Here is a 23,776-nt window from a genome sequence, read left to right as displayed (position 1 = left end):
GGGGGCCCCGCGTAGGTCCACGCTAGGGTGACGCGGAGGGTAGGGCTACTCTCCCGAGACGGTGAGCTGCCGGAAGCGGACAGTGGGCGCGCCCACCGAGCCGCCACGGAATTGCAAGTCCGTGCCGATGCCGTCCAGATCCTTCAGCATCTGGAGGAGGTTGCCCGCCACCGTCACCTCCTGCACCGGGTGCGTCAGCTCGCCCTTCTCGATCCAGAGGCCGTTGGCGCCGGCGGACAGCTCGCCCGTCACCGGGTCCGTGCCCTGGCCGAGCAGCGCCGTCACATACAGGCCGCTGTCCACCTCGCGCAGCAGCTCCTGCGGCGACTTCGTGCCGGCCTCCAGGTAGAGGTTGGTGGCGCCGATGGAGGGCAGGGCGTTGTAGCCGCGCGACGCGTTGCCCGTGGTGCGCGCCTTCGCCTTGCGCGCGGTGAAGGCGTCGTAGAGGAAGCCCGACAGCACGCCCTGGTCGAGGATGGGGGTGCGCCGCGTGGGCACGCCCTCGCCGTCGAAGGGCGCGGTGGCGAGGCCGCGCGGCAACAGGCCGTCATCCACCAGCGTGACGTGCGGGCCCGCCAGCTTCTTGCCCTTGAGGGGCGCCAGCACGCTGGCCTGCTGGTACACGGCGTTGCCGTTGGCCGCGGACGCGATGTCCTGGACGAACCTGGAGGCGACGAGCGGGTCCAGCACCACCGGCACCTGCTGCGTCTTCACCCGCTTCGCGCCCAGCATGCGCACCGCGCGGCGCGTGGCCTCGCGGCCGATGGACTCCGGCGAGTCCAGATCGTCGAGGAAGCGCTTGTAGTCCACCCAGTAGCCCGTCTGCAGGCCCTTCCCATCCGAGGCCACCGGCATGGCGTAGAGGAACACGTACGTGCCGGAGTACGCGCCCGTCATTCCCTCGGTGGAGGCCATGTACACCTCGGAGACGAAGTCCCCGGCGCCCACCGCGTTGAAGGCGACGACGCGCGAGTCCTCGGCGCGCGCGGCCTTCTCCACCTCGAGCGCGGCCTTTATCTTCCAGTCGCCGGGCAGCTCCGACACCTTCGTGTCGAAGAGGATGCCGGTGTCCCCGAAGCGGCCCAGGTCCTTTCCCGAGGGCAGGCCGTTGAGCTTGTTGGGCGCGGCGGCCCCGGCGAGCTTCAGCGCCTGGTCGATGATGTGGTCCAGGGCGGCGGGCTCGAAGTCCGACGTATAGGCGAAGCCGAGCCGGCCCTTCACGAGGACGCGCACGCCCACGCCCTTGCTGGTGGACTGGGTGAGGTCCTCGATTTGTCCCTCGTGCACGCGCACGCTGCCCTGGCGGCCCACCTCCAGGAAGGCCTCCGCCTGCTGGGCGCCCTTCTTCTTCGCGCGCTGGACGATCTTCTTCGCGAGCTGCTGGTAGTCCACGGTTGGCGCTCCCTTTCTCAGGCGACCTTGGTTCCGCCGACGGTGACGTTGTCGATGCGCAGTGTGGGCAGGCCCACGCCCACCGGCAGCATCTGCCCATCCTTCATGCACACGCCCATGCCCGGGTCCGGCAGCGGGTCGGTCCCCACGCGCGTCACGTTCTTCAGCGCCTCCGGCCCCACGCCGATGAGCATGGCGTTCTTCACCGGGCGGCCCAGCTTCCCGTCTTCAATCTGGTACGCCTCGCTCACCTCGAAGACGAAGTTGCCGTTGGTGATGTCCACCTGGCCGCCGCCGAACGTCGCGCAGTACAGGCCGCGCTTCACCTCCTTGAGGATGTCCTCCGGGGCGTGGTCGCCCGGGGCGAGGAAGGTGTTCGTCATGCGCGGCAGGGGCAGGTGCTTGAAGGACTCGCGCCGCCCGCTGCCGGTGGTGCGCTGGCCCATCAGCTTCGCGTTGAGGCCGTCATAGAGGTAGTTCTTGAGGACGCCGTTCTCGATGAGCACCTTGCGCTCACCGGGGTTGCCCTCGTCGTCGATGTTGATGGAGCCGCGTCCGCTGGACACCGTGCCGTCGTCGATGACGGTGACCAGGTCCGACGCCACCTTCTGCCCGAGTTTACCGGCGAACAGCGACGTGCCCTTGCGGATGAAGTCCGCCTCCAGACCGTGGCCCACCGCCTCGTGCAGGAGGATGCCGCTCCAGCCCGGCGCCAGCACCACCGTCTGCGGGCCGGCCGCGCAGTCCACCGCGCCCAGCGTGGCCACCGCCTGCCGCGCCGCCTCGCGCGCCACGTGCTCCGGCGGGAAGGTGTCCCAGTGCGTGAAGGACACGCGGCCGCCACCGCCGAACATGCCGGTGCGCTGCTCGCCATTCTTCCCCTGGGCCACCACCTGGACGGCCATGCGGCACAAATCCTGGGTGTCCTCGGTGTAGCGCCCCTCGGTGTTGGCCACGGCGATGCGGCGCGTCTGGTCCACGTACGAGGCATTCACCTGCTTCACCCGCGCGTCGAACGCGCGAGCCGCCTTGTCCGCGCGAGACAGCAGGCCTGTCTTCAGCGCCACGTCCACGTCCATCAGCGGGGTGGCCACATGGTAGTGGCTGGGCACCGCGGCGCGGCGCACGGGGAAGCTGCGCTCGGCGCCGCCGCCCTGGGCAATCATCGCCGCGGTGGAGGCCGCGCGCACGAGCGCCGGCTCGTCCCAGTCGTCGGAGTAGGCGTAGCCCACCTTGCCGCCGGAGATGACGCGCACGCCGACGCCCTGGATGAGGCCCGTCTGCGCGCTCTTGATGCGCGACTCCTCCAGCATCACCGCCGTGGTGAGCGTGCGCTCCACGTAGACTTCCGCGAAGTCACCGCCGCGCTCCATGGCCACGGCGAGCAGGCGCTCGACGAGCGGCTGGGGCAGCAGTGGGGCGGACGAGGGCCCCCGGGCCACCGGGGGGGCAAGCTGGGAAGCAGAGGCGCGTCGCGTGGACGCAGAGGCTCGGGGCATGGTGGGGGACTCCCTGAGTGAAGAAGCCGTTGACGGAATGTGGGCACCTACATAGGAGGCGGCGCCGCCCGGAGCAACGCTCAATGACCGCCCTTCTTTCCCGGCTGAGCGGCCTGTCGCATTCCCACCGTGGGGACGGCGCTCTAAGATGCCCGCCGTTTCGAGACTGGAACCCACCCCATGCCTCCTCGTCCTCCTCCCTCCTCCCGCGCTGGCGCCGGCCGTTCCGGCGGTGGCTCGGGGGCGGACTCCCCCAACTCGGGCCGTGGCCGGCCTGCCCGCGGTACGCCCTCGTCCGAGGACGAGGACTTCTCCGCGCCATTGACTGGCGAGGAGAGCTACCCCGAGGACGGGCCCCCCAACCCGGAGCTTTACGGCGACTCCAGCGGTTCGGGCGGCGGACGCCGGGACATGACGCGCGTGGCCTCCGTCCAGGACATCGACGACGAGGGCTCCACGCGCGAGCAGGAGGACGACAACCCGGACGCCACGCGCGCCGGCCCGCCGGTGCAGATGCTGGTGCTGGCCGGCCCGGACCGGGGCCGCAAGAAGCGCTTCCAGAGCGTGCGGATGGTCATCGGCCGCGGCAAGGACTGCGACTTCCCGCTGGAGGACCAGTCCGTCTCCCGCCGTCACCTGGAGTTGGTGTACGGCGAGGGCGGCGTGGTGATGAGGGACCTGGGCAGCGTCTCCGGCACCCAGGTCAACGACCAGCGCGTGGACGAGTGCGTGCTGAAGCACGGCGACGAGCTGTCGGTGGGCAAGACGCGCCTGCGCTTCGTGGATGAAGCGGAGCAGATCAAGGAGATGCGCGCCCAGGCCGAGCAGCGTGAGGCCGAGGAGAAGCGTGAGCGCGAGGAGGCCGCCAAGGAGGCGAAGGAGGGCCGCAAGTCGGGAGGCGCCGCGCGCGGCGGCGACGTGGACCCGGGCGACCCGCGCTTCAACGAGGCCACCAACGCCAACTACAAGCTGGCGGACGTCATGCGCGACGAGGGGAAGAACAAGGGCACCGCCGTGGTGTCCCGCCCCGTCCGCCCGCCCACGCGCGGAGGCGGCTCGAAGTCGGGCTTCGGTGGGATGACGGGGAAGCAGAAGGGCCTCATCGGCCTGGCCGGCTTCGTGCTGGTGGTGCTGGTGATGGGGCTCGTCTTCGCAAGGAAGGGGCCGCCGCCTCCGCCGCCGGTGGACCCGAACGTGGAGCGCGCGAAGCTCTTGATGCAGAAGGCGCGCGAGTCCGTGCGCGCGGATGACTTCGCCAATGCGGTGCGGCTGGTGGAGGAGGCGGAGAAGCTGCATCCCGGCGTGGACGAGGAGGGCCTGGCCCGCGCGGCGCGCAAGCAGCAGGACGTGCTGGACGCGCTGCAGAAGGTGAGAGACCTCATCGACGAGAAGAAGTTCGACGAGGCGCGCGAGAAGCTGGCCAACGCGCCGGAGGGCACGGCGAAGACGGACGAGGAGCACCGCAAGCTGGAGGCGGAGCTGGGGGAGAAGCAGCTTGCCTGGCGCATCCAGCAGGTGGACGAGGCGCTCGCGACGCGAGACCCCGAGGTGATTCGCCCGCTGCTGGACACGCTGCCCGCGCAGAACCGGCCGGCGTATGAGGAGAAGCTGGCGGACATCGAGGCGGAGCTGGCGAAGGAGTCCGCCGACGAGGCGCGCCGCAACCGGAACGCCCGGGACCGCGCCACGGCGAACGCGAAGGAGAAGCGCCGCCAGTTCATGGAGGAGGCCTTCGTCGACGTGGAGCGCCGCTTCAACGGCGGCGACTACCCGCGCGCGGTGCTGGAGTGCGACCGGGTGGTGGACCGGTACAAGGGGGACAAGGAGGTCAAGGACCGGGCCATGTCCCTCAAGCGCCTCATCCCCCAGTTCGCGCGCGTCCTGGAGGAAGGGCAGAAGAAGATGGACGCCAACGCGCTGGAGGCCGCGGCGAAGCCGCTGCGCCGGGCGGCGGAGCTGTACCGGCAGATTGGCTTCCGGGGCTCGCTGGGCAACACCCTCGACGAGCAGCTCGCGTCCTCGTCCGTGGCGGCGGGGCAGGCGGCCCTCAAGAAGGGGGACCTGGTGTCGGCGGGCTCCAGCTTCCGCGAGGCGATGCGGCTCAACCCCGGCGACGGCCGCGCGAGAGATGGACTGGAGACCCTGCAGAAGAAGGTGGAGGAGCTCTACCTCCAGGCCTATATCCAGCGCGACAGGGACCCGCAGGCGGCCGCGGAGAAGTTCAAGGTCATCATCGAGACGGCCTCCGAGGGCTCGGAAGTGAAGCGCAAGGCGGAGATGTACCTGGGCGAAGTGCAGCAGTGAGCCGCGGCGAGCAAACGCCGAGGGTGTTGGGAGAGATGGGATGAACGAGTCGTCGCTGCGTGAGCTCGGGATGGACCTCATCGAGGAGCGCCAGTTCGAGCGCGCCCTCGCCGTCTTCGCCGAGGCGGTGCGCCGCGTGCCCGCGGACCACCGCTCCCGGATGCTGGCGGCCCGGAGCCTGGCGGAAATGGGGGAGCGCGAGCGCGCCGTCACCGCCTACCACGCGTGCGCGGAGGGCCTGCTGCGGCGCGACTACCTGCTGTCCGCGATGGCCGCGTGCAAGCTGGCGCTGGATTTGTCCCCGAACGAGCGGCGGCTGAAGGACACGCTCATCCGCGTGCACGCGCGCGCGGTGCGCAACGCGCCGGGCCGCGCCGCGGTGCCGCCGCCCCTTCCGCCGGAAGTCCTCTACGACGGCAAGGTGGACACGGACCTGATGGGCCTGCAGGGCGAGGAGCTGTCCAACCGCGCCATTGAAGTGCTGGCCGCGCCGGACCCGGGCGGCTCGGCGGACCCGAACAGCCGGCCTCCGCTACCGCTGTTCGCGGAGTTGGACCGGGAGGCCTTCCTGGACCTGGTGGGCCGCATGGCGTGGCGCCGGGTGAAGCCGGACGACGTGGTGAGCCGCGAGGGCGAGCCCACGGACCACCTCTACGTGCTCGTCGCGGGCAAGGCGGAGGTGACGCGGCAGATGGACGGCGAGGCGCGCACGCTGGGCTTCCTGGGCGGCGGCTCCATCTTCGGGGAGATTGCGCTGCTGACGGGCGCGACGCCCACGGCGACGGTGACGGCGGTGTCGGACACGGAGGTGTTCGAGATTCGCCGCGAGCACCTCAACGCGGTGGCGAAGAATCACCCGGCGGTGCCGCAGGTGCTGGCGGACTTCGCGCAGCAGCGCATGGCGCGCAACCTCATGGCCACCTCGCCCATGTTCCAGACGCTGCCGGAGTCGGAGCGCGGCGCCATGCTGCAGCGCTTCGCCTTCCGGGCGCTCCAGCCGCGGGAGAAGGCGCTGGTGGAGGGCGAGCACTCTCCGGGCCTGTTCCTGGTGCTGGCCGGCGAGCTGGTGGTGCAGAAGGAGGACCCGGCGGGCGGCGTGGTGACGCTGGGCGTGCTGCGCGAGGGCGACGTGGCGGGGGAGATTTCCCTGCTGACGGGCCTGCGCGCCTCGGCCACGGTGGAGGCCACGCGCAAGACGGCGGCGGCCTTCCTGGAGCGCGCCGCGTTCCATGCGCTGGTGAAGACCTTCCCGCACATCCGCACGTACCTGGAGCAGCTGTCGGACCGGCGCCTGAAGCAGATTGGCGAAGCGCTGCGCCCCTTGGAAATCATCGACGCGGACGAGCTGGTGCTCGAGCCCGAGGCGGCGTGAGGCGTTCATGGTGACGTTGTCGCGCTCGCGGGTGCTGGGCGTGGGGCTGGCGCTGCTGGTCGCCGGGGCGGTGCTGTATTTCTGGCCGCGCCCGGAGCCCGGCGTGCAGGAGGCCATCACCCGTCAGGTGGTGGCGATGACTCGCGCCGCGGAAGAGAAGGACGTGAGCGAGGTGATGGAGTCCGTGTCCGAGCGCTTCAAGAGCGACGGGAGCGGCTGGTCGAAGAAGGAGGTGCGCGGCGTGCTGACGGCGCAGGTGCTGCGCGGTCAGTGGGTGCGCGTCTTCATGACCAACCTGGAGGTCCACGAGGTGTCCCCCTCGAAGGGCGACTTCCAGGCGCGCTTCATCTTCGGCCGCTCGGAGGCGGAGAAGGTGACGGACCTCGCCGCGACCAGCATCCTGAACGCGTACCTCATCGAGGGCACGTTCGAGAAGGAAGACGACGGCGAGTGGCGGGTGGTGCGCGCGAAGTACCGCTCGTTGGACCCGACGGAGCTGCTGTAGCTACTGGAGCAGGGCGCCCGTCTCGGTGACCCAGGCCTTGGCCATGGCGCCCTGGCCCGCGGACTCCAGGTTCTTCTTGATGCCGTCGATGCGCGCGGAGAGCTCCTCGCGCGGGGTGCCCTGCGCGCGGGCTCGCACGAGGCCGAAGTAGTAGTGCTGGCAGCCGGCGGCGTACTCGCTCTGGGCGAAGAGCAGGTCGCCCATGGCGACGTAGGCCTCCGCCAGCGTGCCCGCGCCGGTGTCGGGTGCCACCGTGGTCAGCAGCACCTTCGCGCCCGCGTAGTCCTTGCGCGCCAGCAGCAGCGCGCCCTTGGCGTACTGCGCTCGGGCCAGGCCCACGCCGCGCGCGGTGATGGCCTTGTCGTACGCCGTCAGCGCCTCGTCCTGGCGGCTCGCCGCCTCCAGCACGCCGCCGCGGGCGAGCCAGTAGCGGCCGTCCTGCTCCAGCAGGCTGACGCGCTTCCCGTCCGCCGTGTTCACCTGCACGGGCTTGAAGGTGGCCTCGTAGGCGTCCAGCAGCGCCAGCGCGCCGGTGCCGTCGCCGGCCCCTTGCAGGGCGCGCGCGCCGTCCAGGTAGAGCAGGGGGGCGTTGCGGCGCTTCGCCACGGCGGCCTCGAAGGCGGCGCGGGCTTCCGGGGCCTTCTTCACGGCCAGCGCGCGGGCTCGGGCGAAGAGGGCGTAGTGGTCATCCGGGGTGATTTTCAGCGCCTCGTCCGCGGCCAACACGGCCTCGTCCGCCGCGCCGCGTGCCAGGGCCAGCTCCGCCTTCAGCGCTCCGGCGCGGGACTTCACCATCGGCGTCAACCCGGCGTCGTGGGCCTGGAGGTCGGCCAGCGTCTTCTGCGCCTCCTCCAGCTTGCGGCCCTGGTACGCCTGGGCCAGCGCCAGGGACACGCGCGCCAGCAGGTGGTCCGGGTTGACGGTGGTGGCCTTGGCGAAGGCCTCCATCGCCGGGCCGTACTGGCCCTCGTCCAGCAGGGCCTCGCCCTGGGCGGTGGTGAAGCGCGGGTCTCGATACGCGGCTTCGGCGGCGCGGGCGAAGGCCTGCCTCGCGCCGGGCAGGTCGCCGCGCGCCTGGAGGGCCATGCCCAGTGCCAGCGTCAGCTTCGGGCTGCTCGCGCCCTGCGTCTTGAGGTCCTCGAGGTACTTCTCCGCTTCCGGGGCCTTGCCCTCGGCGAGGAGGTGCAGGGCGCGGGCGCCGAAGCGCTCGCCGGAGCGGGAGTCCTGCTCCTCCGCGCGCGAGAGGTACTCGCGGGCCTTCGCGTCCGCGCCGGGCTGGTGGTGCTCCAGCCACAGCACCGTCTGGATGTCGGCGGCCAGGGCCTGGGCGTCACGGGCCTTGTCGTTGAGCTGGAAGAGGGCCTCCAGCTCCTTCATGGCCTGGGCGAGGTCGGCCGGGTTGCCGCGCTGGGCGGCCGCGCGGGCCGCGCGCATGTGCTCCTCGGTCTCCTTCCGGATGCCGCCCCGGTGGACGAAATACGCCACCGCGCCCACCAGCAGCAGGGCAACGGCCCCCACCTGCATCAGCGCGCTCGCGAAGCTCTCGCGAGGCTTCCAGTCCCTGCGCCCTTCCGTACCCATGGACCTGCCTCCCCCGCTGGGAATGAGTGTTTCCGGACGGTTTCGCCCTCTTGCCAAGTATAGGGGCCGGGCACAGATAGGAACGCCCCCTCCGGGTGTCAACGGTGGGCGCCCGAAGGCGTGGAGGCCAGACGACACAGGGCGTCAGCCTCCGGGCGTGGCTGGTGCATACTGGCCCTTCGGAGGTGCGCAATGGCGGTACACACGGCCCTGTCACCGGAAGCCTTCACCCGGGTGGCGGAGGCGTATGGGTTGGGCGCAGTGCGAGAGGTGACGCCCATTCCCCAGGGCTCCATCAACACCAACCACCGGCTGGAGACGGACGCGGGGCGCTTCTTCATGCGCCACACCACCGTGCGCTCCGCGGATGATTTGCGCTTCGAGTCCGCGCTGCTCGCGCACCTGACCGAGTACCACTTTCCCGGGCCGGTGCTGCTCACCCCGCGCACCGGCGCGCCCTTCCTGGAGCTGGAGGGCGGGCGCGTCAGCGTCTTCCGCTGGCTGCCGGGCGAGGAGTTGCGCCACCCGCACCTCACCGCCGACCACATGGAGTCGCTGGGCACGGAGCTGGGGAAGATGCACCGGGACACGCAGTCCTTCTCCGGCTCGCGTGAGAATCCCTACGGCCCGGAGACGGTGCGCCAGTGGCTGGTGGGCCTGGCGCGCCACCCAGACGCGGAGCTGGCGTCCGTGGCCCAGGAGCTGGAGCGCTACCTGGACAAGGCGGAGGCGGTGCGCCAGGGGCTGGAGCCTCGCGGCGTCATCCACGCGGACCTCTTCATGGACAACGTGAAGTGGCTGGCAGACCGCGTGGGCGCCTTCTTCGACTTCGAGATGGCGTGCCGGGAGGCGTACGGCCTGGACGTGGTGATTACGCTCAACGCCTGGTGCTTCGACGGCGGCCAGTATCTGCCCGAGCTGTGCCGCGCCTTCGTGCGCGGCTACCAGGACGTGCGGCCCCTGTCCGCCGTGGAGCGCGGCAACCTCTTCGGCCACGCGCTCTTCGGGGCGGTGCGCTTCACGTCCAGCCGCATCCGCGACTACCACCTGTCGCCGCTGCCGGCCGACAAGCTCACCAAGAAGGACTACCGCACGTATCTCAACCGGGCCCGGGCGCTGGCCGCCATGGGGCCCCAGGGGCTGTTCGAGCTGCTGGGGCTGTGAGGCCCACCCGATGAGGGCGGGGCCTCGTGCTCCGGCGTCGCCGGGGCTTCAGATGCCGGAGAGGATCTTCCAGGTGCCGTCCTCGCGGCGGAGCACCATCTGCTCCAGTTCGGACTCGCGCTGGGGCTTCGAGCTGAGGCCCGGCATGCGCCAGCTCGCCTTCCAGTAGTAGATGGCGGCGGCGACATTCTCACCCACCTCCACCCGGCGCACGTCCAGCTCCACCTTGGGCGACTGGAGGGCCTTGAAGAGGTTCTCCAGGTAGGGGCCGACGTTGGCGGCGGTGAGGTCGTCGTCGGGCTCGGACGGGGTGCCCGCGTCCTCGCGGAAGTCCTTGGTGAGCAGCGCCTGGATGGCCGCGGCATCCCGGGCCTCCAGGGCGGAGCGGTACTGCTCCATGACCTTGAGGATGGCGCGCGTGTCGTTGGTGTCCTGGATTTCAGTGCCGGGGATGCGCTTCGGGGCGCAGGCGGCCAGGAGGGACAGGACGCTGAGGGCGAGGAAGCGTTTGAGCATGGCGGGGCCTTACGAGGACAACCGAGAGGAAGTCAACCCATTCCCAGGCCCCGCCTGGCGGGCGGGCACAGAGCCCGCTCTCACGGCTACGCCTTGCGGACGACCTCGGCGATGAACCGGTTGAGCACCGGCACCTCGTTGTCGAGAATCTTGAGGCCCTCGCTCTGGATGATCTTCTCGCCAATCATGGCCAGCGGCTTCATCAGGAACGGCAGCTTGAGGGTGATTTCACCGTCCAGCGAGCGCTCCGTCTGGCCGCCGCCCAAATCGCGCAGGGTCAACTTGCCCGTGTTCACCAGCATCTTGGAGATGGTGTGCGAGGTGGGCACGTTGGTGAAGGTCAGCTCCTTGCGGCGCTTGTCGTACGTGGACGTCTCGATGAAGGCGAAGTACTCGGGCGGCACCTGCTTGGGGCCGATGCTCTGGATGACGGGCTTGGGGCGGTAGCGCACGCGACGCTTCACCAGGTCGCCTTCGCTCTTCACCTCCAGGGGCTGCAGCTCCAGGAGCACGCCGTGGTGCTTCAGGAGGAACTCGAAGTATCGCTCGTCGAGGAGCGCGCGCTCCACCTCGTCCACCGTCCCCTGGATTCGCTGCCTCGTCTCGAACCGCATCCGCGTCCTCCTTGGCTGGGAGCTGCTTCCGTCTCCGCTGTCAGGGCTCCCTGCCTAGCGGAATCCCCGGCTAGCGAAAAGCCTGTCGTGGCACCAGGGGACCCCGGAAGGTCGTCTCCTCGAAATCACACCGCTCGCGCCACTCGTCGGCGGTGGCCCGGAAGGCGGCGCCGAAGTCCGGCAGGGCCCCCACCTCGTGGCGCACCGCGCCGCAGTCACCGGCCAGGTAGGCGGACTCCACCCGCAGGCGCAGCGCCTCGCGACGGAGGGCCTCCGGCAGCCCCTCGTCGGAGAGCGCCCGCTGGAGCTGCTCGCCCGCGAGCACCGGGGCGCCCACCTGGCTCAGCCGCCGGCCCAGCAGGTAGCTGAGGTACGGGTCCCCCGGCAGCGTGGTGAGGGCGCGGTAGAGGAGCAGCAGCCGGAGTTCCTCCTGCGTGGCGCGGAAGTAGGCCTCGATGGGGCCCTTGCGCCCGGGCGAGTCCAGCGCGGCGAGCTTCACCTGCGCGGTCCGCGTCAGGTCCGGCCCCGCGTCCTTCGCCAGCACGACGTCGAGGAACTGGCGGGCGGGCCCGGGCTGCTCGCGACGCAGCTCGACGTCCGCGCGCGCCATGGCGACTTCGGCCTCCAGCACGGACTGGCCCTTCACGCGCTCGGAGTCCGCCAGCGTGGCCAGCACGCTGGCCGCGTCGTCGTACCGTTCGAGGGCGGACAGCGCGGAGGCCTGGCCGATGCGGAAGGCGGGCTCGTCCGGCTGCAGGTCCGCGGCGCGGCGGTAGCGCTCCAGCGCATCCTCGGGGTCGCTGACGAGCGCGTCGCGGGCGGACTCGGACAGCTTCGCCACCTCGCGCGCACAGGCGCGGGTGAAGAGGCTGCCGGTGCGGAAGCGGGCGAAGGCGCGCGCCACGGCGGCGTCGTCCAGGGGCAGCGCGTCCACGTGGTGCTCCCACTCCGAGACGAGCTCCTCCAGCGGCCGGCCGTAGGCCTCGCTGAAGTCCCCGTGCGCGTACACGGTGCGCAGCTTCGGCGCGCCATACGTCTCCGCGAGGTACAGCAGGAACGAGCCGGCCACGGTGTACGCGCGCGAGGGCGCGGACTGGTAGAAGCCCTCCGGCCCCATCAGCTTGCGCATGTCCGGGGCCAGCTTCTGCCGGCGCATGCCCGCGGCCCACTGGTGCAGCGTGAGGTCGCCCTGCACGGGGCCGTCCGCGGCGACGGCCAGGCCCTCAATCAGCCCCATCAGCGGCCAGACGCCCAGCCGGGTGGTGACGCGGAAGGGGCCGCCGCCCGCGGGGGCCGCCATGACGTGCGCCAGTTCGTGGTGCAGCGTGGAGTGGGGGAAGGCCTTGTCCTGGATGTGCAGCGAGTGCAGCCACGGCTTGGCGAACTGGGTGCGGCCGGCGCCCACCAGTTGCTGCTTCTGCTTCTCGTCCTTGTAGAGCCACACGTCGATGCGCTCGGCGGGGGCCACGCCGAGGAAGCGCTGGGTCTGCATCCACCGGAACTCCATGTCCCGCACCATCCGGTCCACGTCCTCGCGCGGCTTGCCCCGGGGGTAGTGCAGGCGGAAGTGCTCCGTCTCCCGGAAGCCGCCCAGCGTCTCCGCGAGGTACGCGTCGTTCATCCGCAGGCCGAGCTCCGGGCCGCGCGTCTCCATGAGGACGATGGCCGTGAGCGGCAGGGCCAGCAGGGCCAGCGGGCCGGGGCGCAGGCCGGAGCGGCCCAGGCGGCCGGAGCCGGTGTCGAGCAGCCCGGCCGTCAGTCCCACCAGCACCCACGCCCACAGGAGCGTCTCCAGCCGGAACCAGGCCAGGGCGGGCGTCACCGCCAGGGCCTCGTCGTAGAGGGGGCCGGGCACGTGGCCCAGGAGGTGGTTGAAGGCGAACACCTGGGGCCCGAGGACGATGGGCCATACCGTAGGCACGGCCGACACCAGCACCAGCAGCGCATACAGGCCCACCGCCCGGCCCGGCCGCTTCGCCTTGAAGCCGCAGAAGACGCCCGCGGCGGATGCCAGCACGGCCGAGGGGAGGGTGAGCAGGGGATAGAAGCCCACCAGGGCGAAGGGGTCGCACGCGGTGCGCAGGACGGCGAAGAGGGTGGCCGCGAGGAAGGGGGGCACCAGCACGCCCACGTTGAGGACGAGGGCGGCCCCCAGGGCACGGCCCACGGCGGTGCCGGGGTCCTCCTCCCGGGTGGCGCCGGAGGGGCGGGGGTCCACCCCCAGGAGCAGGCGGCGCTCCTGGGCGGCGGCGGCGATGCCCGTCCCCCCGCCGAGCAGGCCCACGGCGATGGACAGGGCGAGCCCCAGTTCGAAGCCGGGGACGCCGAAAAGGGGGACGAGGACGAGCGCCGAGCCACCTCCCGCCAGGACGAGGACGGTGGCCAGTACAGCCGGGCGGCGCAAGAGGCCCAGGGCACGGGTGAGGACTTGCCGCATGGCCTCCCCTATACTCCCGCCCAGCATGTCCGAACAGAAGACAGGTCCCGAGGCCCGCCAGCACGGGCGCGCGCCCATCGAGCTGAAGGTCGACTACAAGAAGCTCAACTCGTTCTTCGCGGACTACACGAAGAACATCAGCAAGGGCGGCACCTTCATCAAGACGAAGAAGCCGCTGCCCATCGGCACGCGCTTCCTCTTCAAGCTGACGGTGCCCCACCGCGACGCGCCCTTCGAATTGCTGGGCGAGGTGGTCTGGTCCAAGGCGGACGCGGAGGAGCCCGGCATGGGCATCCGGTTCATCTACAGCAGCGAGGGCCAGCGGGTGGAGTTCGAGACCGTGGTGGAGCGGCTGATGTCCGACAGCCTCGGCTCGGAGCTGACGGAGAAGCTCCTCAACAAGCCGCTGCACCCGCACCCATGAGGGCCTTCCTCCGAGGCGCGGTGCTGGCCGCGGCGCTGCTCGTGGCCGGCTGCCAGCAGGAGGCCCAGGGCAGCACGCCCCGGGCCGAGAAGGCGGCGCCCGCGAAGCCGCCGTCCACGGACATCACCGCGGAGGACTACGCCATGCAGCCGCTGCCCCGGGGCTTCGTGCGGCTCAAGGACGCCTTCGGCGGCGTGCACCGTGTGGAGGTGGAGATTGCCGCCACGCCCGACGCGCGCACCCGGGGCCTGATGTGGCGCAAGGAGTTGGCGGACGGGAAGGGCATGCTCTTCCTGTTCCCCTCCGAGGACGTCCAGGGCTTCTGGATGCGCAACACGCTCATTCCGCTGGACATGCTCTTCATCTCCTCGGACCTGCGCATCGCGGGCATCGTCTCGCGCGCGGAGCCGAGGACGCTCAACTCCCGCTCGGTGGGGCTGCCCAGCCAGTACGTGCTGGAGGTGCCCGGTGGCTGGACGGAGAAGGTGGGCGTGAGGAAGGGCACCGCCGTGGAGTTCGAGGGCGTGTCCGGAGTGCGCATCGTCCCCTGAGGTCTGCCGGGCGTCATGAAGAAGTGACGCACCTTCCAAGTGGTTGCCACACGGCCTGCGCAGGATGCGCCCGCGTTCGCGCGTCCTCGGGCCCGTGAATCACCTTGGAGGAGTTACTCAATGTCTTCTCGTCTCATGGGGCTCGCCACCAGCGCGATGCTCCTCGGCAGCACCGTGGTTGTTGTCGGCTGTGAGGGTGAGCAGGGGCTCGCCGGAGCGCAGGGCCCGGCCGGACAGAATGGGCAGGGCGGCGCGCCCGGCCGTGACGGCACCAACGGTACCCCCGGTCAGGACGGCGACGACGGTGCCCCGGGACAGAATGGCCAGGACGGCGACGATGGCGCCCCGGGCCAGGATGGTGAGGACGGGCAGCCCGGCTCGCAGGGGCCCGCGGGCCCGGGCTCGTATGGCCAGCCCGGTCCCGGCGCCATCACCCGCGCGCCGGGTGTCGAGGCGGGCACGCCGCTGTCCTCGGTGATTGCGATTACCTTCCGCGGCGACCTGGGCACCGGTGCCGGCAACCTGCCCGAGTACGTGAAGGCGCGTGTGAATCAGGTGGTGGCCGGCCAGATGCCGACGCCCATGGTCTTCCCGCTGCCGCCCGCGTCCACGGACACCGTGCGCACGGTGCCGGGCCTGTTCTCCTCCACGGTCATCAAGTGGATGGACCCCATCGGCTACAGCAAGACGAGCCCGCGCTTCGGCGCCAACGTGGACTACATCGCCTTCTTCGGTGACAAGTGGTCCGCCAACGGCAACGCGCCCCAGTACAACGGCAGCGGCTCGGCGGCGTGGCTGTGGATCAACCACGAGTACATCTCCGGCACGAAGCCGGGTACGGGCAAGGCGCCCCTCGGCCAGCACCTGGACTTCGCGAAGTTCCTCCGCAACACGGGCTCGCTGTCCAACACCGTGACGGACGGCACCACGTGGCAGGCCAACGAGCTCGTCACGTACAACAAGGAGTGGAAGAAGCAGTTGGGCGGCTCGTGGATTCGCGTGGTGCAGGACCCGGCCACCGGCGAGTGGGCCGTGGACCGCAGCGCGGCCAACCTGCGCTACGACGCCTCCAGCGCCACGCTGGCGAAGGTGGTGGGCGTGACGCTGTCCGGCACCGAGCGCGATGACAGCGGCGCCTTGCTCCCCGATGGCGTGGTGCCCGGCACCCACTCCAACTGCTCCGGCGGACAGACGCCGTGGGGCACCATCTTCACGGGCGAGGAGAACGTCCAGGGCGTCTACGGCGACCCGGAGCTCGCCGTGTGGGTCGACGGCAAGAACGAGTGGACCGCCAACGCCCAGGGCTTCGCGCCCGGCGCTCCGGTGGCACCGGACTTCGCCGCCCCCACGTCCGGTGACCTCGTCAGCTCCGACGCCAACTCCACCCACCGCAAGGATGGCTACGCCTACCTGACGGAGATCGACCCGGGCCAGCCGGGCGACCTCTGGTACGACAAGGACGCGGCGAAGCCGGGCGCGGGCCACCGCAAGCTGGGCATCATGGGCCGTGCGCACTGGGAGAACGCCGCCTTCGTGGTGGACTCCAACTGGAAGCTGCTCAACAACCAGCCCATCGTCATCTACGGCGGCGACGACCGCCGGGGCGGACGCATCTTCAAGTTCGTCTCCAGCGGCAACTACACCGAGGGCATGACGAAGAAGCAGATTCGCGACCTGCTCAACGACGGCAAGCTGTACGCCGCGCACTTCGCGGGTCTGGACAACAGCACGGGTGACACGCTGGTGGGCGGTGCGATTCCCACCGAGCAGGCGCCCGGCCAGGGCCGCTGGGTGGAGTTGAGCGTGGACAGCCAGGACCTGGCGCCCAACGGCGAGGCCTATGGCCAGCCCACGCTGACGGTGGGCGCCGCCCTGCGCGACGCCAACTACAACGCCGTGGGTGGCTTCACCACCGACGACCAGGTGCGCAAGGTTCTCTTCACCGTCGCCAACAAGCTGGGCGTGATGGAGCTCAACCGTCCGGAAGACCTGGAGTGGAACCCGAAGGACCCGAGCGGCCAGCCGCTGCTGTACGTGGCCTTCACCGAGCACGGGCAGCCCACGTACCTGGACCAGCAGGGGCGCGTCGCCACGGCCCAGTTCAATGGCACCAACTGGGTGGTGAAGGCCCGTGGCGCCACGGACAACCGCAGCGGGGACCGCGTGGGCTCCATCTTCGGCATCCGCGAGTCCAGCACCTCGGCGCCGGGGGGCTCGAAGACGTTCACGTACTTCCGCGTGTGGAAGGGCGAGACGGCCTCGCTCAGCGCGGCGCCGGAGTACTCGGCGGCCAAGCCGGACAACATCCTCATCGACCGCGACGGCGGCGTGTGGTTCGGCACCGACGGCAACTTCGGCGTCAACAAGGTGGCCGACAGCGTCTACTACCTGAACCAGAACCCGGCCCATGTCGGCAGCGAGTACTTCCGCCGCGCGTTCCGCGTGCTCTCCCTGCCGAGCGACGCCGAGGCCACCGGCCCCGCCTTCAGCTCGGACATGAAGACCCTCTTCGTCAGCGTCCAGCACCCGGGCGAGGACAACTTCAGCGTCTGGCCGTAGTCGCGCGTCCCGCGCTGTCTCGGAGGTCGAATCGGATGCCCGCGGTGTCGAAGGGATTCGTGCGAGGGGCCTTCATCGGGCTCCTCGCGCTGGGATGCGTGCTCTCCGCCGTGGGCGTGTGGAGGGCTCGCCAGCGTCCGGCTCCTGAGGTTTTGGAGCCTCCCTTCGACCCGCTCGCGCAGGCGCTGGCGAGCGGCAGTCGCGTGCTCAACCGCGAGGCCCCCATTCCGTCCATGTGCTACACGAAGACGGAGGGGGCCTCGAACCCGTGCTGGACGTGCCACACGGGCGGCGTCGGCGACAACGTCATGGGCGACGAGGCCCTGCAGACCGAGTACGCCTTCAGCGACGTGGGGCAGACGAACCAGTGGACCAACCTCTTCACGGACCGGTCCGCCGCCCTGTCGCGCATCTCCGACGACGAGGTCCTGGAGTACATCCGCCAGGACAACTACACGCCGCTGCGGGCCGCGCTGCTGGGACGTCCGGGCGGCTTCAAGGGCTGGGTGCCGGACCTGGACCTGTCCCGTGGCTTCGATGACGACGGCTTCGCCCGCGACGGCAGCGGCTGGAGGGCGGTGCGCTACAAGCCGTTCCTGGGCACCTTCTGGCCCACCAATGGCAGCACCGACGACGTCTTCATCCGCCTGCCGGCGGCCTTCCAGCAGGACGCGGAGGGGCGGCCGTCGCGGGAGATGTACCGGCTCAACCTCGCCATCCTCGAGGCGGCGATGACGGTGGACCCGGCGCTGCGGGACGTGACGCAGGCCGTGCGCCGCGTGGAGCCGGTGGATGAGCGCGTGGGCGGCGTGGACCTGGATGGGGACGCAGTGCTGGAGCCCTCGGTGGAAGAGGTACGCGGGCTGCCGGCGCGCTACGTGGGCGGCGCGGCGCAGGTGGCCGTGCGCCAGCACTTCTACCCGCGCGGCACGGAGTTCCTCCACACCGTGCGCTACGTGGACCCGGATGCACCCACGCTGCTGTCCGCGCGCATGAAGGAGGTGCGCTACTCGCGCAAGGACGAGGAGCACGAAGGGCTGCGCGTGAGGGGCTTCTACGCCGAGGAGGCGGAGAAGAAGCTGCAGGGGCGCCTGCCCGTGTTCCCCGGCAACCCTGAACTGGGGCTGGTGAACGAGTTTGGCTGGCGCCTGCAAGGGTTCATCGAGGACGCGCGCGGGCGGCTGCGCGTGCAGACGATGGAAGAGCACGCCTTCTGCATGGGCTGTCACACCAACCTGGGCGTGACGGTGGACCAGACCTTCGGCTTCCCGCGCAAGGTGCCGGGCAGGGAAGGGTGGCGGCATCAGGATCTGCGCGGCCTTCCCGACGTGCCGCAGGCGGGCCACGCGAAGCCGGAGGTGCTGACGTACTTCGAGCGCGTGAAGGGCGGGGACGAGTTCCGCGCGAATGACGAGTTGCTCTCGCGCTTCTTCCCGCACGGCACTCTGGACGAGACGTCGGTGCGTCGCGCCGCGCAGGGTGGAGACAGGGACCTCGCGTGGCTGGTGACGCCGTCGCGCGAGCGGGCACTGGCGCTGGACCGGGCGTACCTGGCGCTGGTGCGCGAGCAGGGCTTCACGAAGGGGCGGGACACGCTGCTCGCGCCGCCGAAGAACGTGCTGGCGCGGGTGGAGAACGGCTCCACCGGGCTGGAGGACGCTGGCCTCATCTTCGAGGACGGCCGGCTGCACCTCACGTGGGAGTGAGCCGTCTCAGCCCTCCGGGTAGATTCATTGGCTTCCTGGAGGAAAGCCTTGCGACGAGAGAGTGCCATCGAAGCAGATGCGCGAAAGCGACCCGAGCTCTTCCAATGGAACGGGCCCCTTCCCGGGGAGGAACTGGAGGAGTGGTCCGGGCGACATGGGCGTGTGCCCGAGGACTTGAGGTGGTTCTGGTCCTCGACGGGGGGAGGTGACGTGTTCGAATCAGAGACACTCCTCTCGCCTCTGGGCGATTCGAGCATGGGCGACGATGTCGTTGGTGCCACCGAGGCGCGTCGGGCGCAGGGGCTCCCCGGAGAATGGGTCGTCTTCCACGTCGGATTCGGAACGTCCGCTTTCCATTGCGGGGACGGACGCTACGCGTGGTTCGAGGACGGCGTGGGCGCGCCGTCGAGGCTCTTCGACTCGCTGGACGATTGGTATCGCGGCGTCCTGCGTGCCGAATACGCCGAGCGCTACGGCCTCTGACGCAGCCGCAAGGCCATTCGCCGGGCCGGGTCCATGCATGGGGCCGGCCCGGTTTTCACCGTGACGTGCGGCGCTCCAGCAACTCCGTGGAGCGGTGGATGAGCTGACGCATCGTCACGGTGCCCAGGAAGCGGCCCTGTGCATCCACCACCACCACCGGGTCATAGAGCGTCTCCGCCCCGCGCTTCATCGCCACGCGGGCCAACGTCGTAATCGCCATCCGGTCTTCCACCACCAACGGGCGCTCGTCGCGGGACGACAGGCGCTGCCGCGTCACCAGCGCCTTCGGCTGGTCACCCTCCAGCAGGACGACGTGGTCCAGTTGGGGCGCCTCGCGGAAGAGCTCGTGCAGCTCGTCGAGGGGTAGCGTCTCGTCCACGCACAGGCGGCGGATGATCATGCTGCCCACCGTCTCGTCGTCCTCGCGCTCGCGGAAGTCGAGCGCGCGCATGGCCAGATGGCGCTGCGCCTCGAACTCTCCGGTGGGGAGCACGGGCTCCGGGGCCGGGCGGGCGATGAGGTAGCCCTGCACGTGGCGGATGCCCAGCCGCAGCAGCACGGCCAGCTCGTCCCAGGTCTCCACGCCCTCGGCGATGAGCACGGCGTCCACGCTCGCGGCGAAGGCCACCAGCGACTTCACCAGGTGCTGCTGGTAGCTGTACCGGTGGATGTCGCGCACCAGTGCCTGGTCCAGCTTGATGAACTGCGGCGCGCTGTGCACCAGCGTCACCAACCCCGAGTGCCCCGCGCCGAAGTCATCCAGGGCGATGCCGAAGCCCTCCGCCGCGCACTGGCGCGTCAGCCGCTGGATGAGCGCGTTGTCCTCGAACGCCGCCTTCTCGGTGATTTCGAGCACGAGGTGGCGGGGCGTGAGGCCGTACCGGGCCAACAGCGCCACGGTGGAGCCGTCCCCGAAGCGCGGGTCGCTCAGCACGTCCGGGCTCACGTTGAAGAAGAAGGGCGCGCGGCGCTGCTCGTCGCGCAGCGTGGAGATGCACTGCAGCGCGGACGTCCAGCACGCGCGCTCCAGCTCCCACGTGAAGCCCTCCGCCCGTGCCTGGGTGAAGAGCACCTGCGGCTCCCTCCACTGTCCGGGTCCCCGCGACAGGACCTCGTGCCCGATGACCTTGCCGTGCAGCAGGTCGACGATGGGCTGGAACACCGACGTCAGGTTGGGTTCATCACCGTTCCACAGCCAGGCGGGGGCCTGGGTGGAAGCCGAGGAGGGGCTCATGTGGGGAAAGTGTAGCCCAAAGGCGCCACGGGTTCAGGCCACCCCCGTGAGAATGCCGTAGCGGCCGGGTAACGCGGGGCCCTCTCGTCCCCGCCTCCCCGGCCAGCCAGTCGGCCCCTCAGGACTCCCGGACCCGCTCCAACCCTCCGGAATTCAAGGGTTCTTCCTCAGAGGGCAGGGGGGAAACGGCCGGTAGCGGCTCTCCCCCAGTAGTGGACACTGGAGCCGTCACCGACAGCGCGGCCTGGGTGGCGACGGCGTCCAGGGCCTGGCCTTCCTCCCACTGAACGGAAGAAAGGGAGCGGAAGCGGCGGGCCAGGGCGGACAGCTCCGCGGCCTTGAGCTGGGCCTGTCCGCTGCGCAACGACAGCAGCGCCACGCGGGCCCGCTCCAGCAGGGCGACCTCGGCGCGCAGCCGGGCGACGATGCGCTCGCGGCGCCCCTTCAGCTCACCCAGGTGCGCCACCTCCTCCGCCAGCGAGGCCGCGGCCAGCTCCAGTTGCCGCCGCGCCACCGCGTCCGTGCTGGCGCGGGCGCTGCGCTCCAGATCCTCACGCTCGGCCTGCAGCTCCGCCTGGGCGCGCTCCTCCAATTGCGCCTCCACTCCAGCCCACTCGGACGCCAGCTCCACCGCGTCGCGGGTGATGCGTGCCAGCGTGCGGGCCAGCTCCTCGCGAGCGGGCTCACGCGGCAGCAGGGCCAGCGACTGGCCACATTGCCGGTACAGCGACAGGGCCCGCTCGGACAGGGTGCGGAAGTCACCCGACAGCTTCGGAAGCAGCTCCTCCGCGCGCGCCTCCACGGGGTCCGCGGACAACCCCAGGTGGGCAGCCACCGCGCTCAGCCCCACGAAGAGCCCGAGGATGCCGCCCGTCACGCCCGCCCCCAGCAGCGCCGGCGTGGCCAGGTCCGCCAGGCGCGCGGAGAAGACGCGCGCCACCTCGAGGCCGGCCAGGGTGAGCCCCACGCTCAGGCTCGCGCCCAGGCCGAAGTGCACGAGGGTGGGGCGCACCTCCGCCACCTGTCCCTTCTCACCGCGCTCGCTGAGCCGCGCGCGCACCAGCAGCGCCCCCGCCGCCGCCGCGCTGCACGCCACCGTCCACCCGGGTGCCATGCCCAGCGCGTATGGAATCGCGGTGAGCAGCAGCCCCAGGCCCCCCAGGAGGATGCGGTCCCACCGGTCTCCCTGCGCGCACGCCAGCACCACGGCGGCGGGCACCAGCCACGCCAGCGGCAGCGGCAGCCCCACGCGCAGGGTGGCCAGGTGCACCAGTCCCGCCCCGGCGCCCGCGGCGAGGGCTCGCGTGACGGTCCGCTCGAAGGCTTCGCGGTGGTGGAATTGTAGAATGGTGGCGCTCATCGACACCCCACGGAGTTGGGTCGGGCTGGGAATTCCCCCTTTCACGCGCGGAAGAATAAAAAGGTCTTCCGGATGAGCACCCCTCCCGTTCCCGAGACGATGCGAGCGTTGGTCCTCACCGCCTACGACGGGCGGCCGACGTCGCTCCAGGTGCAGACGCGCCCCGTGCCGAAGCCCACGTCCAGCCAGGTGCTGGTGCGCGTGGCGGCGTCTCCCATCAACCCGTCGGACATGCTGTTCGTCCGGGGCCTGTACGGGGTGAAGAAGCCGCTGCCCGCGGTGCCGGGCTTCGAGGGCAGCGGCACGGTGGTGGCGGCCGGCGGCGTCACCGGCAAGCTGCTGGTGGGCCGGCGCGTGGCCTGCGTGGCTCCCGCCGAGGGTGACGGGCTGTGGGCGGAGTACGCGGTGGTGGGGCTGCCGCAGGTCATGCCCCTGCGCTCGCACATCACCGACGAGCAGGGCGCGAGTCTCTTCGTCAACCCCTTCACCGCGTGGGCGCTGATGGAGCGCGCGAGGGAGGGCGGGCACGTGGCGCTGGCGCAGACGGCGGCCGCGAGCTCCATGGGGCGGATGCTGCTCGCGCTGGCCCTGCGTGCGAAGGTGCCCATGGTGCACGTGGTGGGGCGGCCGGAGCAGGTGGAGCTGTTGAAGAAGCTCGGCGCCGAGCACGTGCTGAGCAGCCACGAGCCCGAGTTCGAGGAGCGGCTGCGCCTCATCTGCCACGAGCTGAAGGTGTCGCTCGCCTTCGACGCGGTGGGCGGGAAGCTCACCGGGCAGTTGCTGCACGCGATGCCCGATGGCGGCACCCTCATCGTCCACGGCCTGCTGTCCGAGCAGGAGTGCCGCATCCACCCGGGCGAGTTCATCTTCGGCGGCAAGAAGGTGGAGGGCTTCTGGATGGAGCGCTGGGGCCGTCAGGGCTTCGGGCGCGAGAAGCTCAAGGCGGGCATGGCCGTGCCCGCGCTGGTGGGCCGCGTGCTGGAGACCCCCGTGCGCGCACGCCTGCCGCTGGAGTCTGCGGGCGATGCGGTGCGCATCGCCTGCTCGGACATGACGGCGGGCAAGGTGCTCTTCGTGCCGGGGCAGGGCGCCTCGGCGTAGGCGGGCCTTCAGCGTGACAAGCACGGCCTCGTGGCGAGGGGCACCTGTCCGCGCAGGGCTGTCATTGGAAGGGCTTCTTCAGCGGGCGAGGACGAAGGCCAGGTCGAGGACCGGCGAGATGCTGATGATGGTATCCGCCGAAGAGGGGCCCTCCATGCCGCTTTCGGTCTTGAAGCGCTGGAGAAAGAGGACCTTCGTGCCACTCACGAAAGCGCCCAGCACTTCGAACTCGGCACTGCCTGCATGGATGGCCCTGTAGCTGTCCCAGAACTCGTAGAACGCCTTTCCGTCGACCGTGAAAGTCACGGAGAGGATCTGGTCGTTCGCTTCTTCGCAGCGCGACGCCTTGACCTTCGCTGGATGCGCCTCGGCGTCGCAGTCGTAGACTGCCTGGCTCGTCCGAACCACGACCGTGCGGTCGCCGATCTTCAGGGACAATTGCCCACTGGCGTCCGGCGTTGCCGCGAACCCGACCTCCTTGCCCAGGGTCATGTTCGCTTTGGCAAACGCAGCCTTGGCCTGGGCGAGGCGCGCCTTGGACACGCCAGGCGCCGTACATTTCGAGCCATCGTACGCGGGCGCATAGACCTCCCACGACTCTTCGTCGTCCGCCGCGGCGTGCAGGAGTGCGAGCGTCACGCCGTCGAACGGCGTCTTGTTCATGCCCGCGTAGCGGCAACGCGTGGGCTCGATGCGTTCCTCTCGTTCGCTCGAGCTGTCCTGCTCCGTGTATGCCTTCGCGGTCGAAACGATCTTGAGGCCAACGAGGCCGCGATTCACATCGACGCCCAGCGGTGAAATCGACCTGATCTCGACGGCACCCGATACCGCGCTCACTCCGGAGCTCGCCTGGCTCGAAACCACCGGGGGAAGCGCAAGCGCAATCCACAGCAGGAGGGTTTCCATGGAGCGTCATCCTACTCGCCGCTCGAGTGGCAAGCAGGGGCTCACCCGGTCAGAGGCGTCGCTGGAGC

General features: G+C 70.6%; 19 protein-coding genes. 10 read left to right on the top strand and 9 right to left on the bottom strand.

The annotated features are described in order from the left end of the window. Positions 1-45: 45 nt before the first annotated feature. Entirely contained in the window at positions 46-1,392 is a 1,347-nt protein-coding gene (locus OV427_RS06220) for a TldD/PmbA family protein (RefSeq protein WP_267855182.1), read from the bottom strand. A 17-nt stretch (positions 1,393-1,409) separates the two neighbouring features. Further along, a complete protein-coding gene (locus OV427_RS06215) occupies positions 1,410-2,891 on the bottom strand; it encodes a TldD/PmbA family protein (protein WP_267855181.1) in 1,482 nt (493 codons plus the stop codon). A 180-nt stretch (positions 2,892-3,071) separates the two neighbouring features. On the opposite strand from OV427_RS06215, the gene OV427_RS06210 reads away from it, so the two are divergent. The 3 genes from OV427_RS06210 to OV427_RS06200 are packed head-to-tail and all read left to right on the top strand — an operon-like array spanning position 3,072 to position 7,072. Beyond that, a complete protein-coding gene (locus tag OV427_RS06210; protein WP_267855180.1) occupies positions 3,072-5,195 on the top strand; it encodes an FHA domain-containing protein in 2,124 nt (707 codons plus the stop codon). A 40-nt stretch (positions 5,196-5,235) separates the two neighbouring features. Continuing rightward, positions 5,236-6,567 (top strand): cyclic nucleotide-binding domain-containing protein, encoded by a 1,332-nt coding sequence (locus tag OV427_RS06205; RefSeq protein ID WP_267855179.1) that lies wholly within the window; start codon positions 5,236-5,238, stop codon positions 6,565-6,567. Positions 6,568-6,574: 7 nt separating this feature from the next. After that, positions 6,575-7,072, top strand: coding sequence for a hypothetical protein (locus tag OV427_RS06200; RefSeq protein WP_267855178.1), 498 nt, complete (start codon positions 6,575-6,577; stop codon positions 7,070-7,072). Here the strand turns inward: OV427_RS06200 and OV427_RS06195 are convergent, their stop codons facing one another. After that, complete coding sequence (locus tag OV427_RS06195) at positions 7,073-8,653, bottom strand: cellulose synthase (protein WP_267855177.1); 1,581 nt, start codon at positions 8,651-8,653, stop codon at positions 7,073-7,075. A gap of 192 nt (positions 8,654-8,845) precedes the next feature. On the opposite strand from OV427_RS06195, the gene OV427_RS06190 reads away from it, so the two are divergent. Further along, the gene (locus OV427_RS06190; RefSeq protein ID WP_267855176.1) at positions 8,846-9,817 is read left to right on the top strand and encodes a homoserine kinase; all 972 of its coding nucleotides are present in this window, start codon (positions 8,846-8,848) and stop codon (positions 9,815-9,817) included. A gap of 48 nt (positions 9,818-9,865) precedes the next feature. Here OV427_RS06190 and OV427_RS06185 read toward each other — a convergent pair whose 3' ends face one another. From OV427_RS06185 to OV427_RS06175, 3 genes are all read right to left on the bottom strand, one after another. After that, entirely contained in the window at positions 9,866-10,333 is a 468-nt protein-coding gene (locus OV427_RS06185; RefSeq protein ID WP_267855175.1) for a nuclear transport factor 2 family protein, read from the bottom strand. An 86-nt stretch (positions 10,334-10,419) separates the two neighbouring features. Next, the gene (locus tag OV427_RS06180; protein ID WP_267855174.1) at positions 10,420-10,947 is read right to left on the bottom strand and encodes a hypothetical protein; all 528 of its coding nucleotides are present in this window, start codon (positions 10,945-10,947) and stop codon (positions 10,420-10,422) included. Positions 10,948-11,017: 70 nt separating this feature from the next. Next, positions 11,018-13,384 (bottom strand): tetratricopeptide repeat protein, encoded by a 2,367-nt coding sequence (locus OV427_RS06175; RefSeq protein ID WP_267855173.1) that lies wholly within the window; start codon positions 13,382-13,384, stop codon positions 11,018-11,020. A gap of 25 nt (positions 13,385-13,409) precedes the next feature. Between OV427_RS06175 and OV427_RS06170 the strand changes: the two genes are divergently transcribed. The 5 genes from OV427_RS06170 (at position 13,410) to OV427_RS50560 (ending at position 19,107) form a co-directional block, all read left to right on the top strand. Then, entirely contained in the window at positions 13,410-13,808 is a 399-nt protein-coding gene (locus OV427_RS06170; RefSeq protein ID WP_267855172.1) for a TIGR02266 family protein, read from the top strand. After that, positions 13,805-14,359, top strand: coding sequence for a DUF192 domain-containing protein (locus OV427_RS06165; protein ID WP_267855171.1), 555 nt, complete (start codon positions 13,805-13,807; stop codon positions 14,357-14,359). Before OV427_RS06170 ends, OV427_RS06165 begins: the two co-directional genes overlap by 4 nt. Before the next feature lie 120 nt (positions 14,360-14,479). Continuing rightward, positions 14,480-16,918, top strand: coding sequence for a PhoX family protein (locus OV427_RS06160; protein ID WP_267855170.1), 2,439 nt, complete (start codon positions 14,480-14,482; stop codon positions 16,916-16,918). Positions 16,919-16,953: 35 nt separating this feature from the next. Then, a complete protein-coding gene (locus OV427_RS06155) occupies positions 16,954-18,624 on the top strand; it encodes a hypothetical protein (protein ID WP_267855169.1) in 1,671 nt (556 codons plus the stop codon). A gap of 27 nt (positions 18,625-18,651) precedes the next feature. Beyond that, positions 18,652-19,107 (top strand): SMI1/KNR4 family protein, encoded by a 456-nt coding sequence (locus OV427_RS50560; RefSeq protein ID WP_324289936.1) that lies wholly within the window; start codon positions 18,652-18,654, stop codon positions 19,105-19,107. Positions 19,108-19,162: 55 nt separating this feature from the next. Here OV427_RS50560 and OV427_RS06145 read toward each other — a convergent pair whose 3' ends face one another. After that, positions 19,163-20,341, bottom strand: a complete 1,179-nt coding sequence (locus OV427_RS06145; RefSeq protein WP_267855167.1) for an EAL domain-containing protein — start codon at positions 20,339-20,341, stop codon at positions 19,163-19,165. 118 nt (positions 20,342-20,459) lie between these two features. After that, complete coding sequence (locus OV427_RS06140) at positions 20,460-21,701, bottom strand: hypothetical protein (RefSeq protein ID WP_267855166.1); 1,242 nt, start codon at positions 21,699-21,701, stop codon at positions 20,460-20,462. A 72-nt stretch (positions 21,702-21,773) separates the two neighbouring features. Here OV427_RS06140 and OV427_RS06135 point away from each other — a divergent pair, with 72 nt between their 5' ends. Further along, a complete protein-coding gene (locus tag OV427_RS06135) occupies positions 21,774-22,802 on the top strand; it encodes a zinc-binding dehydrogenase (RefSeq protein ID WP_267855165.1) in 1,029 nt (342 codons plus the stop codon). 78 nt (positions 22,803-22,880) lie between these two features. Here the strand turns inward: OV427_RS06135 and OV427_RS06130 are convergent, their stop codons facing one another. Then, positions 22,881-23,708 carry a hypothetical protein gene (locus tag OV427_RS06130; RefSeq protein WP_267855164.1) on the bottom strand — a complete coding sequence of 276 codons (828 nt, stop codon included), beginning with the start codon at positions 23,706-23,708 and terminating at the stop codon, positions 22,881-22,883. Between the last annotated feature and the right edge of the window lie 68 nt (positions 23,709-23,776).

It is taken from the genome of Pyxidicoccus sp. MSG2 (genome assembly GCF_026626705.1).
Lineage (GTDB): Bacteria > Myxococcota > Myxococcia > Myxococcales > Myxococcaceae > Myxococcus.
The sequence above is the reverse complement of the archived record's forward strand: the minus strand, read 5'-3'. Positions and strand labels throughout refer to the sequence as shown.

Bases quoted from the DNA above. Each gene is read 5' to 3' on its own strand.
- OV427_RS06215 (WP_267855181.1), bottom strand. From the start codon at position 2,891: ATGCCCCGAGCCTCTGCGTCCACGCGACGCGCCTCTGCTTCCCAGCTT.
- OV427_RS06210 (WP_267855180.1), top strand. From the start codon at position 3,072: ATGCCTCCTCGTCCTCCTCCCTCCTCCCGCGCTGGCGCCGGCCGTTCC.
- OV427_RS06205 (WP_267855179.1), top strand. From the start codon at position 5,236: ATGAACGAGTCGTCGCTGCGTGAGCTCGGGATGGACCTCATCGAGGAG.
- OV427_RS06200 (WP_267855178.1), top strand. From the start codon at position 6,575: ATGGTGACGTTGTCGCGCTCGCGGGTGCTGGGCGTGGGGCTGGCGCTG.
- OV427_RS06195 (WP_267855177.1), bottom strand. From the start codon at position 8,653: ATGGGTACGGAAGGGCGCAGGGACTGGAAGCCTCGCGAGAGCTTCGCG.
- OV427_RS06190 (WP_267855176.1), top strand. From the start codon at position 8,846: ATGGCGGTACACACGGCCCTGTCACCGGAAGCCTTCACCCGGGTGGCG.
- OV427_RS06185 (WP_267855175.1), bottom strand. From the start codon at position 10,333: ATGCTCAAACGCTTCCTCGCCCTCAGCGTCCTGTCCCTCCTGGCCGCC.
- OV427_RS06180 (WP_267855174.1), bottom strand. From the start codon at position 10,947: ATGCGGTTCGAGACGAGGCAGCGAATCCAGGGGACGGTGGACGAGGTG.
- OV427_RS06175 (WP_267855173.1), bottom strand. From the start codon at position 13,384: ATGCGGCAAGTCCTCACCCGTGCCCTGGGCCTCTTGCGCCGCCCGGCT.
- OV427_RS06170 (WP_267855172.1), top strand. From the start codon at position 13,410: ATGTCCGAACAGAAGACAGGTCCCGAGGCCCGCCAGCACGGGCGCGCG.
- OV427_RS06165 (WP_267855171.1), top strand. From the start codon at position 13,805: ATGAGGGCCTTCCTCCGAGGCGCGGTGCTGGCCGCGGCGCTGCTCGTG.
- OV427_RS06160 (WP_267855170.1), top strand. From the start codon at position 14,480: ATGTCTTCTCGTCTCATGGGGCTCGCCACCAGCGCGATGCTCCTCGGC.
- OV427_RS06155 (WP_267855169.1), top strand. From the start codon at position 16,954: ATGCCCGCGGTGTCGAAGGGATTCGTGCGAGGGGCCTTCATCGGGCTC.
- OV427_RS06145 (WP_267855167.1), bottom strand. From the start codon at position 20,341: ATGAGCCCCTCCTCGGCTTCCACCCAGGCCCCCGCCTGGCTGTGGAAC.
- OV427_RS06140 (WP_267855166.1), bottom strand. From the start codon at position 21,701: ATGAGCGCCACCATTCTACAATTCCACCACCGCGAAGCCTTCGAGCGG.
- OV427_RS06135 (WP_267855165.1), top strand. From the start codon at position 21,774: ATGAGCACCCCTCCCGTTCCCGAGACGATGCGAGCGTTGGTCCTCACC.
- OV427_RS06130 (WP_267855164.1), bottom strand. From the start codon at position 23,708: ATGGAAACCCTCCTGCTGTGGATTGCGCTTGCGCTTCCCCCGGTGGTT.